This window comes from Pseudomonas sp. AP3_22 TE3818 (genome assembly GCF_053628995.1).
The window spans coordinates 5,111,176-5,124,233 of record NZ_JBRJHL010000001.1; the positions used below are offsets into that span (position 1 = coordinate 5,111,176).

Consider the following 13,058-nt stretch of genomic DNA (forward strand, 5'->3'; position numbering starts at 1 on the left):
TGGTAATCACTCATGAATGAATATATGGCTTTAACCAGCAACGCCGACGACTTGCCCTCGCTGTTCGTCAACACCACACAACCTCTGCACTCACTGCTTAGCACCGCCAGTTACCGCATGCGAGCGGTAACGCAGCTCCTCGAAAACCTCGCAATGCGCGGCGACCTGACCTCTGACACCGTGGTGCTGAGCGACTTCGCATTGCTCTGCTGCGTGCCGTTGCGCGATGGTTGCGATGTACTGGATGTGATCGCTCGACGTATGGATGCAGAGCCGTCCTAAGATTGCACCGGGCGGCATGCTGTTGTGGCGAGGGAGCTTGTGAGCACTTCAACAGAGCAACCCGAACATGACCCAAAACATCTACGACGACCCTCAGTTTTTCCAGGGCTACAGCCAGATGGCCCGTTCCATCGGCGGTCTCGATGCCGCGCCGGAATGGCCGGCGCTGAAGGCCATGCTGCCACCCATGCAGGGGCTGAAGGTGGTGGATCTCGGTTGCGGTTACGGCTGGTTTTGTCGTTGGGCCAGTGAGCAAGGCGCTGACAGCGTGCTCGGTCTGGATGTTTCGCAAAAGATGCTGGAACAGGCGCGCAAAACCACCGCCGCATCAAACATCCGCTATGAGCGCGCCGACCTGGAAGCCCTCGATCTGCCGGCCGGCAGTTTCGATCTGGCCTACAGCTCCCTCGCGCTGCACTACATCAAGGACTTGCCGGGGTTGTTCGCCAATGTCCATGCGGCGCTCAAGCCAGGTTCGCCGTTCGTGTTTTCCATCGAGCACCCGATCTTCATGGCACCGCGTAACCCTGGCTGGATCATCGATGCCGAGGGCCGCAAGCGTTGGCCGGTGGACGGTTATCAGCGTGAAGGCGAGCGCGTGACCAATTGGCTGGCCGAGGGTGTGATCAAGCAGCATCGCACCATTGGCACGTTGCTCAATATGCTGATTGCAGCGGGTTTCAGCATCCGCCATGTCAACGAATGGGGGCCGAGCGATGCCGAGGTGGCGGCGCAACCGGCGCTGGCCGAAGAGCGGGAGCGGCCGATGATGATGTTGGTCGGCGTTCAGCGCTGAGCCACGCGCGTATCTTTTGCGTATAGATCCCGGCACGGGAATAAAGAAACCGTAGCGCGGCGTTGAGCCCGGAAATAGATCCCTTATCCTCCCGGCTCATCCTTCGCACCGAGATCGACATGCACAATTCAGAGTTGGGAATCATGATCATTTCATTGATCGGGTTGTTCGGCTTTGCCTCGTTTGCTTTTGAATACTTGAGCGCCAGACGCTCGAAAAAAAGTAGGAGCCAGCCTGCTGGCGATGGTCGTCAACGATAACGCGGGCGAACTGGATACACGCGGCGTACTTGAGTCCATCGCCGGCAAGCCGGCTCCTACAGGTATTGCGCTATCCATGTTTCCCGGGAGGGACGGAAGACGCGCATCAACTGTCCCTTTTTTGCATCAGCGAGTCGCGACGATAAACAGTCGCGGGAACGGCAACAGCACCGAACCATCGGCCAAGGCTGGATACGCCTGCTCGATAGCCGCCTGATATTGCTTCAGATACTGCGCCCGTTCCGCCTCGTCCAGCGGCTCCAGAAACGGCCGCAAGCCACTGCCCTTGAACCACTCCACCACGCCAGATGCGCCGCCTGCGAGCGGATGATGGTAGGTGGTGCGCCACACATCGACGCGCGAGCAACAGGCCTTGAGGATCGAGTAGTAACCACTGGCATCGGCCATCTCGGTCCGCTGCCCGGCGGCGCCTGCCAGTTTGCTGGCCCAAGGACCGTCAGCGGCCACTTCACGCATCAGGCGGTGCGAAGGTTCATTGAGGTTGTCGGGCATCTGGATCGCCAGGCTGCCACCCGGTGCCAATTTACTCACCAGTGAAGGAAACAGCGCCGCGTGATCGGGCAGCCACTGCAACACCGCGTTGGCGAAAATCACGTCGAACGGGCCGTTGTCGTTCCAGGTGTCGATACCGGCGATATCGAACTGCACCTGCGGCAAGCGCTTGCGTGCGGCCTCGATCATGTCGGTCGAACTGTCCAGGCCTCGGACCGTGGCGCTGGCAAAACGCTCGACCAGCAACTCGGTGGAGTTACCGGGGCCACAACCGATATCAATGGCCGAACGCACATCCCCGACGGGGATGGCCGCCAGCAGGTCACGGGCGGGACGGGTGCGTTCATCTTCAAAAGCGACGTACTGTTTGGCGGACCAACTCATTGCGTTCTCCTGTCGGTGCGTTGTCCTGGCCGAGGCCAGCAACCGGATCGCTACGATACCTCGACTGACAAGCTCTGCTCCATTCCACTTTTGGTGGGAATCTTCGCTAAGCGTTTCAAAAAAAAACCGGCGTGATTAGCCGGTTTTTTTTACTTGATACGGGCCTTAATCGTAATACCCGACAGTTTTCTTCAAATGATCCGAGTACTCGTAAATGTCATCGACGGAATTGATTGCATGCCGGGTTTCGTTCTTCTCTTCGTCAAATATGCCGATGTATTTCTGCGATCGGTTGAAGTGCAGTCGGCAGATCGGTTTACGGTTGTTGTCGTCGAGCAGGATGCCAAAGTAACTTTGTGTGTCGCGCTGAACAATCCGCTTGGCATCAACAACCGACCGAACCACGGCCCGGACGATGTGATAGCCCTCCAGTTCTTCCAATGTCGTCAGAACCTTGTCCTCTGATTCATCTCGAACATCCGTCTGTTCAGTGTCACCAGTAGCGACTGGTAAAGAGGCCAGCGCAGGCTGGATGGCACCACTCATAGCCGACTTTAGCCTGTCATTGATTTGGTCATTGAGAAACTGCACCACAGCCTTTCTCGTCAGCTCATGGAACTGCTCGCGGACCTTTTGAGTAATCACCCCGTCATAAACCCGCGAAGCAAACACTTTCACAAAATCGTCGTCAGGCTTGCTGACCTGGGATGCAATCACCTTTTTGATTTGGCTGACGTACTTCAACTCACCTGCTGCGCTGATAATTGACTCCACATCGAATGCAGATTTGGTGAGTTTCACCAGTTCTGGGACGGAGTACTCGTCGATATCCAGCAGGTCGAGCTCGAGAAACGGCTTCTCGTCCATTTTGTTGGGTGCGTCCAAGTCAGTGAAAAATTTATAGACCTGACCATTGGTGAGAATGGAGATTCGAGCGCTGGTGACATGGAAGTAGCGGAACAGCTGGGAGGCGTGATTGATGTGCAGCGGCTCACCAATTTTTTTGCACTCAATGAGGATCTGAACCTCGCCAGCCTTCATGATTGCGTAGTCAATTTTCTCGCCTTTTTTCGTTCCAATATCGCAAACGAATTCTGGTGTCACTTCCGTCGGATCGAAGACGTCGTAGCCCAGTACCGTGCTGATAAAGGGCATGACAAAAGCATTCTTGGTCGCTTCCTCCGTTTGAATGGCAGAGCTCTGCAAACGAACTTTGGCAGCGAGACTTGCTAACTTTTCGAAGAATTCCATGAGTAGCCTCTTTTTCGGTTTCGATCCGTATGAACACATGCTGGCAAATTGACTGCCATTGATACTAGACACAAACCGACACAAAGGAAGATTCCCACCGAGAAATCAGATCTTGCCCACTCCCCTGCTTCAATGGGTTGCAACTCCAGCCGAATTTTCATCCCACCGTCGCTGTCACAAATTCAGGCGTCCTCCCAATAAGGAACACGGTCATGAAATTCGCAAAGATCGCGCAGAAACTCGCCCTCTGGTCCGGTAGCCCCAAGACGTTCCTGGGGGCGATCACTCTGATTTGTCTGTGGGGGCTGAGCGGGCCGATTTTTCATTTCAACGATACGTGGCAGCTGATCATCAATACCTCGACCACGATCATCACGTTCCTGATGGTGTTCCTGATCCAGAACACACAGAACCGCGACACGGACATTTTGCATTTGAAGGTCGATGAGTTGCTTCGGGTGACGAAAGAGGCGCAGAACGCGATGCTCGGGCTTGAAGCGCTGGACCTCAAGGAGCTGGAGAAGCTCAGAAAGCACTATCGCAGCCTTGGCGAAGGCCTGACCATTGACCTGGACGGCACCGTCGTCCAGGAAAAAGGTCAGCAAAACCTGAAGAATTGCTGATGATCAGCTTCTGGCTTGCAGGGCCTTGGCCATTTGCAGATGATTTTGCAGTTTGGGCAGGGTTTCTTCGGCGAACGCCTTGATTTGCGGTACGTCGGTGGTCTGCGCTTCCTGCTGCAACCGCTCGATGGCCTCCTGCGTGGTCTTCACCTGACTGGCCGTATAGGCCTCATCGAAGGTCGCCCCCTCCATGACTTGTGGCATCAGGGCTTTGGCCTTTTCGACAATTTCTTCGCGCGGCGCTACCGGCAAATCCAGTTGTCTGGCGATCTTCGCCAGGTGCTGGTTCGCCGTGGTGCGGTCGTTGATGACGACGATGGTGTAGTCCTTGACCTCTTTGGACTCGGACTTCTGGTGTGCCAGGCGACTGGCCTCGATGTCGGCCATGCCTTGGGCCGACGCATCGTCGATGAATTCGGCGGGGGACTGGGCGAAGACGTTGCTGACAAACAGGCCCAGTAACGTGGCAAAACTGGCATTACATAATCGGGTGGCCATCCGTTTCATGGTCGCGCCCTCCTTTTTCAAATTCAAACGGGAGCTTGCGCCCCCGCTTCTCAATCAAAACCACCTGCATCCATTACTTGGATTTCTGTCCGGGTTTGCGGCCCATGTCGGGTTTCGCAGGTTCTTTATCGACAGTCGTGGTGGTGGTTTTCCCACCCTTGCGACCGGCTTCAGACGCCTTCGTTCGATCGTTGGCGAAGTTTCCCGAGTTCGAGTTTCTTGAATTAGGCATGATTCTCTTCCTCTTGGTGATAGTCGCGGCGAGCTGGCGCCCGCATAGAATCTGAATTTGCGCGTGCCAAAAGGTTTAGAAAAATGCATGGATAGCACGACGAACGGTGCCCGGTGGTCAGACCATTCGCAGGTGATGCTCACGTTTGGCGCAGTACATCGCCTCATCGGCATGCCGAAATAATTGCTTCTCTTCGGTGCCGTGATCGGGGTATCGGGCGACGCCGATGCTTGGATGGATGCTCAGGTTGTGCCCGTCCAGACGCAGGGGCCGGGCCAGGACCTGACGGATTTTTCCGACCACGATGTCGGTATCGTCTGCGGCATGAATGCTGTGCAGCAACACCACGAATTCATCGCCGCCAATGCGGGCCACGGTGTCGGTTTCCCGCACGCAGCCCTTGAGCCGGTTGGCCACTGCTTGCAGCAGCATGTCGCCGACCGCATGGCCATGGGTGTCATTGACTTGCTTGAAGCGGTCGAGGTCGACGTACAACAGGGCCATGCGTCCGCCGTCCATGCGGGCCAATTGCAATGACGCCTTGAGGCGCTCGCGCAACAGCTCACGGTTGGGTAACTGGGTCAGTTGGTCGTACTGGGCCATGTGTTGCAGACGGGCGTGCAACTGCTTGCGCTCGATGGCTGTCGCAACCTGGGCGCAGACGTATTGCAGCAGTTCCTTGTCTTGCTCGGTGTAGCGCTCGCCACCCGGAACGCTTTTGACGATCAATGCGCCGATGGTGCCGTTCTGCGAGTTCAGCGGCACACCCAGCCAGCACGGTGCGTTCTGCCCGGTCATCAGGGCTTCGAAGCCGGCAGGCGGCGCGCACGGGTCCGGGGTCAACAGGATCGGCTGCCCCGTGCGGATCACTTCGGTGCACACCCGCCCGGTCATGGTCCCGGGCAGTTCGGGGTGTGGCTCCTGGTCATCGACGTGATAAGGGAAATTCAACTGCGCACAGTGCTCGTCGTACAGCGCCACGGAAAAATTCAGCGCCGGCAGCCACTCGCCGATGATCATGTGGATACGCCTGAACAACGCCAGCAGATCCTCCGCCGCGTGGGCCGCTTCGGATATCGCATACAACGCGGCCTGCCGGGATTCGGCCTGCTTGCGTTCGGTGATGTCGCGCGCCACGGCAATGCGCAACTGGTCGACCTCAGACCAACGTGCCGACCAGAGGATGTGTACCACCCGGCCATCCTTGCGCAGGTAGCGGTTTTCGAAGTTGAGCTTGGGCTCGCCGCCCATGATTTCCCGGGCGGCATCGAGGGTACGCAAGCGATCTGCGGGGTGCACCATGTCGATCATCAGTTGACCGATCATTTCATCGGCGCTGTAGCCGAAAATGCGCTCGCACGCCGCACTGACAAAGACGAAGCGGCCCTGCTTGTCCACTGCACAAACGGCGTCCAGCAACAGATCGATATAGCTCGCCAATGGCGCGGAATTCCGGTTTTCCATGGTTCAGCGTGGGTGTCCCGATAATGCAGCGCTCATCAATCATCCCTGCCCGGTCGGCCTTGCTTCCTTGTCATCACCTTCAAGCCTTGTTCGGCATCAGCCCCGGCAACGCATGGACCAGCGCGTTGATCGCAAAGCCGATGAACATTACCCCGCACAACCGGGTGATCGCCAGTTCATGACGCTGATACAAGGTGCGCACCCGCCGTGCCCCAACGATGCCGATGAGAATAGCGTAGGCAAGCAATCCACCGACAAAGCTCAGGCCGATCAGTGCTGGCAGCATTGACCAGTGGAGCAGTTCCGCGCGGCTCGACAGCAGCGCCGTGAATGTCGCCACCGCCACCGGATAAGCCTTGGGATTGGTCAGGCCGAACAGAATGCCATGCCAGAACGGCTGCCGCGCCGGGCCCTGTGGCGTATCGCCGTTTCTGCGCCGGGCGCGCACTGCACGCCAGCCGAGCCAGAACAGGTACAGGCCGCTGAGCACACCCAGCACGTCGAACGCGGTGCTGCCGATCTCCCGCGCACCGACAATTGCGATCAACGCCGTGCTGCACCACACCACATCGCCGAGCAAATGCCCGCACAGAAACCCCGCCCCGGCCCGTCGCCCATGGGCTGCGCCAATGCCGAACACCGCCAACACGCCCGGTCCCGGGGTGATGCCATAGATGAATCCCGAGGCAAGCACGGCCATTAGTAGCGATGGGGTCATGGGAAGTCCTTGTGTACTGCTGGGTGAATGGTGGCCAGTCTATATCAGGTCCCGCAACATCGACTTACAGATCTTCGAAGAACTTCATCCCCGCATACGGCCGCTGCCGGCAGGCTTTAGATTGCAGCATTCAGCACGACCCCAAGACCATTTGTTACGACAGACGAACGGGGCGGCCTCCACCCTGCATGACACTGTAGTATGTTGTATTACAAACCACTACATCGAGACCGCCATGTCCACCATGTCCTTGCGCCTGCCAGACGAAATCGCCGATACCCTCGCCAGTCTTTCCAAGGCCACGGGCCGAAGCAAGTCGTTCCTCGCAGTCGATGCCTTGCGTGAGTATCTCGCGAGGGAAGCATGGCAAATCGAAGAAATTCAGAAAGCGCTGAAAGAAGCCGATGCCGGCGACTTCGCCTCGTCAGACGAGGTCAGTGCGATTGCTGATAAGTGGATAAGCAATGCGCGTTGAGTGGCTGCGTACTGCACTCAAGAACCTTGATGAAGAAGCCGCTTACATTGCGATAGAGAATCCAAAGGCAGCAGCAGATTTCGTACAAGCCATTCTCGCCAGTGTCGATCAACTTGCGTGCTTTCCGGCGACAGGCCGGGAAGGTCGATTGCCCGGTACTCGTGAATGGATTTTGCCCGACCGCCCCTATCTGATTCCGTATCGAGTTCGCCAAGGTCGTCTGCAAGTGCTCAGGGTCTTCCACACTCGACGCCTTCCCCCGATCCATTGGTGATTACAGCGAATCATTACCCCCGAAAATAAAACCCGTCTACGCCTGCACCAATCCGCTGATTCAGCCAGTTCAACGCTTGGTCTCCGCCCCGCCGTTTATGCCACGCCAACACAAAGGTGAACGACGGAATATCAAAGGGTGGTGGCACGACGATCAACGACTGTTCATCAATATCGCGCAGACCACGCGAGGCCACCGTCAGAATAAGATCAGTGCCGCTGATGCACTCCGGGGCCACGCTCCAGTGCGGCAGGCTGACAGCCACACGACGACGTTCACGCATTGCCGTCAACGCGCGCTCGATTTCCGGGGTGCCGCTGCCGCGCATTTCCAGCAGCACATGGGGTCGAGCCAGGTAGGCGGGCAGATCGAGCACACCGTCGGCGGGCAGGCTTTTGCGGTCCACCAGGCAGGCGTAGTGCTCTTCGAACAGCGGCGTGCTGCGCAATTCGTTGGGCATTTCCGGGAATACGCCGACAGCGACATCGATGTCTCCATGGAGCACCCCGTCGAGCATGCTTTCACGGCTGCCATGGCTGATTTGCAGATCGATGCCCGGCGCTTCGCGGCGCAAGGTCCGGATCAGTCCCGGCAGGACAATGGCGGCGCCATAGTCGGACATCGCCAGGCGGAAGGTGCGCCTGGCGATAGCCGGATCAAACGCGTTCGGCGCCAGCAGCGCTTGCACCTGAGCCAGGGCTTCGGCCAGCGGTGCCACCAGTTCCAGCGCTCGCGGCGTCGGTACAAGGCCGGCTCCGGCGCGCACCAGCAGCGGATCGCCAAGCAGGTCGCGCAATCGCGCCAGCGCATGACTGACCGCGGGCTGGCTCAAATGCAAACGCTCGGCCGCCCGGGTCACGTGTTGCTCGGTGAGCAAGGCGTCGAGGATCACCAGCAGGTTGAGGTCGATGCGTCGAAGATCATTCATCTGCTGCATGTTCTGGATAACAAAACGGAATTTAAATCTGCGCGACGAATACCCTAGAGTCCAGCAAAACTTGTTGGAGAACGATCATGAGTACGTTGCATTGGGCGGGTCTGGTGGTGCTGGCAATGATTGCCGGGGTGGTGGTGCCGTTTCAGAGCGCGATCAACGTCAACCTCGGGCGCGGGTTGGGTCATCCGTTGTGGGCGACGCTCGCCTCGTTGCTGGTGAGCGTTATCGTGCTGTTGCCGATCATCGTCGCGATGCGCTTGCCGTTGCCATCACTGGCCTTTATCAGCAAGGCGCCGCTGTGGATGTGGGCGGGTGGCGCTTTTGGGGTGTGCTTCATTTCCCTGGCATTGGTGCTGCTGCCCAGGCTCGGTGCCGCGGGGTTTATGGCATTGGCGCTGGCAGGGCAAGTGGTGGCGTCGTTGTTGCTGGATCACTTCGGCTGGTTTGGCCTGGTGGAGCGGCAGGTCACCTTGCCCAAGGTGTTCGGGGTGGTGCTGTTGATGGGCGGGGTGGTGTTGATTCAGTTTTTTGATGCACCGGCCAAAAGCCTGGCGACGGTGAGTTGAAGGGTCAACCGAAAGTGCGATGTCGTGTTTAAGTCAGTCTTCGCGGGCAAGCCCGCTCCCACAGGGGATATGCGGTCACTGTGGGAGCGGGCTTGCTCGCGAAAGCGGTTTATCTGGCAACGTAGATTCAGGCCTTGTCGAGGGTCCGCAACTTCTGCGGCAACCCCCACAGCAACAGCGCCACCGCGATCAGTGCGCAAACACCAATGACATACAGCGCCGGCGTGGTGCTGCCGGTCAGGTCCTTGATCCGGCCAACCATCACCGGGCTGACGATGCCGCCGAACTGGCCCAGGGTGTTGATCACCGCAATCCCGCCCGCCGCGCCCGCGCCGGCACCGGCCAGCAGTTTCGGCGGCAGGGTCCAGAAGCTCGGGATGGAGGCGATGATCCCGGCACCGAGCAGGCCCAGCGCGACAATCAGGAAGGTCGTGTGGCTGGCGAAGATCCCTGCACAGAAGAACCCGACCGCACCGACGGCCACCAGACCGGCAACATACTTGCGTCGCTCACCGGAAGCATCGGACAGGCGTCCGATCACCACCATGCTGATGGCGCCGCAGATGTACGGGATGGCGGTCAGCAGACCGATCATCACCGGACTTTCGGTGCCGGCGCTGCGGATCAGTTGCGGCGCCCAGAAATTCAGGCCGTAGGACGCCACCTGGATCAGAAAGTAGATCAGCCCCAAGGTCAGGAAACCCGGAATCCGCAACGCGGCGAGCAGCGAGCCACCGCTCTTGTGCGGCTCATGCCGGGCGATGCGGCTGGCCAGCATGGTCTTCTCCGAAGGCGTCAGCCAATGGGCGTCTTCGATGCGGTCCTTGAGCAGGGTCAGCACCAGCAAACCGAGGCCGATGCACGGCACGCCGCCGAGCAGGAACAGCCAGTGCCAGCCGCGCATATCCAGAAAGCCGTCGAGGTGTTGCAGCACCAGGCCCGAGAACGGCGCGCCCACCAGGCCCGCGAACGCCGACGACAGGAACAGCATCGAGGTGATGCGTCCGCGATAGTGCTGCGGGAACCACAGGGTCAGGTAATACAGCACGCCCGGGGCAAAACCCGCCTCCATCGCGCCGATCACGAAGCGCAGCACGTAGAACTGCCATTCGCTGTTGACGAACACCATGGCCGCCGTGGCCAGCCCCCAGGACATCATGATCCGGGCGATCCAGCGCCGGGCGCCGACCTTGTACAGCATCATGTTGCTCGGCACTTCGAAAATCACGTATCCGACCACGAACAACCCGGCACCGAGGCCGTATGCGGTGTCGCTCAGGCTCAGGTCGGTCTGCAGCTGAAACTTGGCGAAGCTGATGTTGATGCGGTCGAAAAAGGCGAACAGGTAGCAGACCATGATCAGCGGCATCAAGCGCCAGGCGACTTTGCTGACCAGGGCTTTTTCGGTGTCGTGGCTAACGGACGGGCTCGCGCTCGCCTCCAGTGCATTCAGGCTCATTGCGGTTCTCCAGGCGGACTTCCCGTGGGTGTCCGATTATTTTTGTTGTCTGGTCAGGTGTGTTTTTTGTAGGAGCCGGCTTGCCGGCGAAGCGGCGTGTCAGTCGACATTGATGTTGATTGGGCTGGCCTCATCGCTGGCAAGCCAGCTCCTACAGGTTGTTCGGTGGGTCAGGAAGGCACGGGGTGGAGGTCACAATTGCGCCCGGCCTTGGCCAGTTGCCCCGGTACTTCGTGGCCGAGCAGCGCCGGCAGTCCTCGGGACAGTTTCAGCAGCAGCGGCAGATCGATGCCGGTATGAATGCCGACCTCATCGCACAGGTTCACCAGGTCTTCTGTACAGATGTTGCCCGAGGCTCCCGGTGCAAACGGGCAGCCGCCGAGGCCACCCAATGCGGCGTCGAAACGTCGGGCACCGGCCTCGTAGGCGGCCAGCACATTGCATAGACCGAGGCCACGGGTGTTGTGGAAATGCAGGGTCAAATCCGCCGGGGACACCCGCTGCAGCACCCGGCGCACCAGTCGGTCGACCTGGCGCGGATTGGCCATGCCCGTGGTGTCGGCCAGGGTGATGCCCCGGATGCCGAGTTCCTGATAGGCCTCGACGATTTGCACGACGCGGTCCTCGTCGATCTTGCCCTCGAACGGGCAGCCGAAGGTGGTGGCGATGCTGCCATTGAGACGCACCGGGCTTTCGCCAACGAACCGCACGATCTCGCCGAACGCTGCCAATGAATCCTCACAGCGCATGCGCATGTTCGCCAGGTTGTGGGTCTGGCTGGCGGACATCACCAGGTTCAGCTCATCGGCACTGCACGCCAGCGCCCGTTGCGCACCCTTGAGGTTGGGGATCAAGGCGACGTAGATCACCCCCGGCTGCCGGGTAATGCCCTTGAACACCAACTCGCCATCGCGCAGCGCAGGAATGGCCTTGGGCGACACGAACGAACCGGCTTCGATGCGGCTGAATCCGGCCAGCGACAATTGATCGATCAGAGCAATCTTGTCGTGGGTTTCAACCCAGGTCGGCTCGATTTGCAAACCGTCGCGCGGGGACACTTCCTGCACGATCAGGCTGTCGGAATAATCGGTGATCATTGCACCACTCCTTCGACTTTCAGGCGTTCGATGTCCATCGCGGTGAGGCCCAACTGCGCGAGGATGCCGTCAGTGTGCTGGCCCAGCCCGGGGCCGGACCAGTTCACGCCGCCAGGTGTCTCGGAGAGTTTCGGCACGATGCCCGGCATTTTTACCGTGGCGCCACCGGGCAGCTCGGCATTGAGCAGCATGTCTCGCGCCTGATAGTGCGGATCGGCGACGATGTCGGCCACCGAGTAGATGCGCCCGGCCGGGACTTCGGCAGCCTCCAGGGCGGCCAGCACCTCGTCGATGGGCAGGCTGCTGGTCCAGTGGGTGATGGCGGCGTCGAGCAGGTTGCTTTTGGCTGCACGCCCGTCGTTGTGGGCGAATTCCGGCGCCTCGGCCAGATCGGCGCGACCGATGGTGTGCATCAGGCGCTTGTAGATCGGATCGCTGTTGCCGGCAATCACCACGTAGGCGCCGTCGGCGGTCAAATAGGTATTGGACGGCGCGATCCCCGGCAAAGCGCCGCCGCTGCGTTCACGCACATGGCCGAGCATGTCGTATTCCGGCACCAGGCTTTCCATGACGTTGAACACGCTTTCGGCCAGGGACACATCGACGATCTGCCCGCCGCCCTGCCCGGTCTTGACCCGCAGCAATGACATCAGCGCACCGATCACCGCATGCAATGAAGCCAGGGAATCGCCGAGGCTCACGCCGACCCGAGCCGGCGGCGAACCGGGGGTGCCGGTGGTGTAGCGGATGCCGCCCATGGCCTCGCCTATGGCACCGAAACCCGGACGGTCGCGGTACGGGCCGGTCTGGCCGTAACCGGAAATCCGCACCAGGGTCAGGTTGGGGTTGAGGGCGTGCAACACGTCCCAGCCAAGGCCGAGTTTCTCCAGGGCGCCGGGGCGCAGGTTTTCGATCAGCACATCGGCGCTGGTTGCCAATTGCTTGACCAGTTCGATGCCTTCGGGGGATTTGAGATTCAGCGCCAGGGATTTCTTGTTGCGCGATTGCAGGTACCACCACAGCGAGGTGCCTTCATGCAGCTTGCGCCATTTGCGCAGGGGATCGCCCTGCCCCATGGCTTCGATCTTGATCACCTCGGCGCCGAATTCGGCCAGCATGCGCGCGGCAAACGGCGCAGCGATCAGCGTGCCGATCTCGATCACCTTGATTGCACTCAGGGGGGCCGTCATCGCGGGGTACCTCTTGTTCTTGGAATATGA

At 59.6% G+C, this 13,058-nt stretch carries 16 protein-coding genes; 6 read left to right on the forward strand and 10 right to left on the reverse strand.

Annotation, left to right across the window (positions count from 1 at the left end):
• Positions 1 to 12 precede the first annotated feature (12 nt).
• Both AB7M25_RS23315 and AB7M25_RS23320 read left to right on the forward strand, forming a co-directional pair.
• Positions 13 to 282, forward strand: a complete 270-nt coding sequence (locus AB7M25_RS23315; protein WP_454238042.1) for a short-chain dehydrogenase — start codon at positions 13 to 15, stop codon at positions 280 to 282.
• Between the two features lie 67 nt (positions 283 to 349).
• Positions 350 to 1,078 carry a class I SAM-dependent methyltransferase gene (locus tag AB7M25_RS23320; RefSeq protein WP_454238043.1) on the forward strand — a complete coding sequence of 243 codons (729 nt, stop codon included), beginning with the start codon at positions 350 to 352 and terminating at the stop codon, positions 1,076 to 1,078.
• Positions 1,079 to 1,464: 386 nt separating this feature from the next.
• On the opposite strand, the gene tam is transcribed toward AB7M25_RS23320, so the two are convergent.
• Both tam and AB7M25_RS23330 read right to left on the reverse strand, forming a co-directional pair.
• On the reverse strand, positions 1,465 to 2,235 hold the full coding sequence (gene tam / locus AB7M25_RS23325) for a trans-aconitate 2-methyltransferase (RefSeq protein ID WP_454238044.1): 771 nt from the start codon (positions 2,233 to 2,235) through the stop codon (positions 1,465 to 1,467).
• A 165-nt stretch (positions 2,236 to 2,400) separates the two neighbouring features.
• On the reverse strand, positions 2,401 to 3,486 hold the full coding sequence (locus AB7M25_RS23330) for a type I restriction endonuclease (RefSeq protein WP_454238045.1): 1,086 nt from the start codon (positions 3,484 to 3,486) through the stop codon (positions 2,401 to 2,403).
• Positions 3,487 to 3,698: 212 nt separating this feature from the next.
• Between AB7M25_RS23330 and AB7M25_RS23335 the strand changes: the two genes are divergently transcribed.
• Positions 3,699 to 4,109, forward strand: a complete 411-nt coding sequence (locus AB7M25_RS23335) for a low affinity iron permease family protein (protein ID WP_104450565.1) — start codon at positions 3,699 to 3,701, stop codon at positions 4,107 to 4,109.
• Between the two features lie 3 nt (positions 4,110 to 4,112).
• On the opposite strand, the gene AB7M25_RS23340 is transcribed toward AB7M25_RS23335, so the two are convergent.
• The 4 genes from AB7M25_RS23340 to AB7M25_RS23355 form a co-directional block, all read right to left on the reverse strand.
• Complete coding sequence (locus AB7M25_RS23340; RefSeq protein WP_429386537.1) at positions 4,113 to 4,616, reverse strand: DUF4142 domain-containing protein; 504 nt, start codon at positions 4,614 to 4,616, stop codon at positions 4,113 to 4,115.
• Positions 4,617 to 4,689: 73 nt separating this feature from the next.
• On the reverse strand, positions 4,690 to 4,848 hold the full coding sequence (locus tag AB7M25_RS23345) for a KGG domain-containing protein (protein WP_007976786.1): 159 nt from the start codon (positions 4,846 to 4,848) through the stop codon (positions 4,690 to 4,692).
• 117 nt (positions 4,849 to 4,965) lie between these two features.
• A complete protein-coding gene (locus AB7M25_RS23350) occupies positions 4,966 to 6,312 on the reverse strand; it encodes a diguanylate cyclase domain-containing protein (protein WP_454238046.1) in 1,347 nt (448 codons plus the stop codon).
• A gap of 79 nt (positions 6,313 to 6,391) precedes the next feature.
• Positions 6,392 to 7,030, reverse strand: coding sequence for a LysE family translocator (locus AB7M25_RS23355; RefSeq protein WP_429395829.1), 639 nt, complete (start codon positions 7,028 to 7,030; stop codon positions 6,392 to 6,394).
• A 235-nt stretch (positions 7,031 to 7,265) separates the two neighbouring features.
• On the opposite strand from AB7M25_RS23355, the gene AB7M25_RS23360 reads away from it, so the two are divergent.
• Both AB7M25_RS23360 and AB7M25_RS23365 read left to right on the forward strand, forming a co-directional pair.
• On the forward strand, positions 7,266 to 7,505 hold the full coding sequence (locus AB7M25_RS23360; protein WP_429516982.1) for a CopG family ribbon-helix-helix protein: 240 nt from the start codon (positions 7,266 to 7,268) through the stop codon (positions 7,503 to 7,505).
• A complete protein-coding gene (locus tag AB7M25_RS23365; protein WP_454238047.1) occupies positions 7,495 to 7,779 on the forward strand; it encodes a type II toxin-antitoxin system RelE/ParE family toxin in 285 nt (94 codons plus the stop codon). Before AB7M25_RS23360 ends, AB7M25_RS23365 begins: the two co-directional genes overlap by 11 nt.
• A gap of 13 nt (positions 7,780 to 7,792) precedes the next feature.
• Here the strand turns inward: AB7M25_RS23365 and AB7M25_RS23370 are convergent, their stop codons facing one another.
• Complete coding sequence (locus AB7M25_RS23370; RefSeq protein ID WP_429395835.1) at positions 7,793 to 8,716, reverse strand: LysR family transcriptional regulator; 924 nt, start codon at positions 8,714 to 8,716, stop codon at positions 7,793 to 7,795.
• Between the two features lie 77 nt (positions 8,717 to 8,793).
• On the opposite strand from AB7M25_RS23370, the gene AB7M25_RS23375 reads away from it, so the two are divergent.
• The gene (locus AB7M25_RS23375; RefSeq protein ID WP_454238048.1) at positions 8,794 to 9,282 is read left to right on the forward strand and encodes a DMT family transporter; all 489 of its coding nucleotides are present in this window, start codon (positions 8,794 to 8,796) and stop codon (positions 9,280 to 9,282) included.
• Positions 9,283 to 9,409: 127 nt separating this feature from the next.
• Here the strand turns inward: AB7M25_RS23375 and AB7M25_RS23380 are convergent, their stop codons facing one another.
• From AB7M25_RS23380 to AB7M25_RS23390, 3 genes are all read right to left on the reverse strand, one after another.
• Complete coding sequence (locus tag AB7M25_RS23380; protein ID WP_454238049.1) at positions 9,410 to 10,741, reverse strand: MFS transporter; 1,332 nt, start codon at positions 10,739 to 10,741, stop codon at positions 9,410 to 9,412.
• A 170-nt stretch (positions 10,742 to 10,911) separates the two neighbouring features.
• On the reverse strand, positions 10,912 to 11,838 hold the full coding sequence (locus tag AB7M25_RS23385; RefSeq protein ID WP_454238050.1) for a hydroxymethylglutaryl-CoA lyase: 927 nt from the start codon (positions 11,836 to 11,838) through the stop codon (positions 10,912 to 10,914).
• Entirely contained in the window at positions 11,835 to 13,028 is a 1,194-nt protein-coding gene (locus AB7M25_RS23390; RefSeq protein WP_454238051.1) for a CaiB/BaiF CoA transferase family protein, read from the reverse strand. The genes AB7M25_RS23385 and AB7M25_RS23390 overlap by 4 nt, the downstream gene beginning before the upstream one ends.
• Between the last annotated feature and the right edge of the window lie 30 nt (positions 13,029 to 13,058).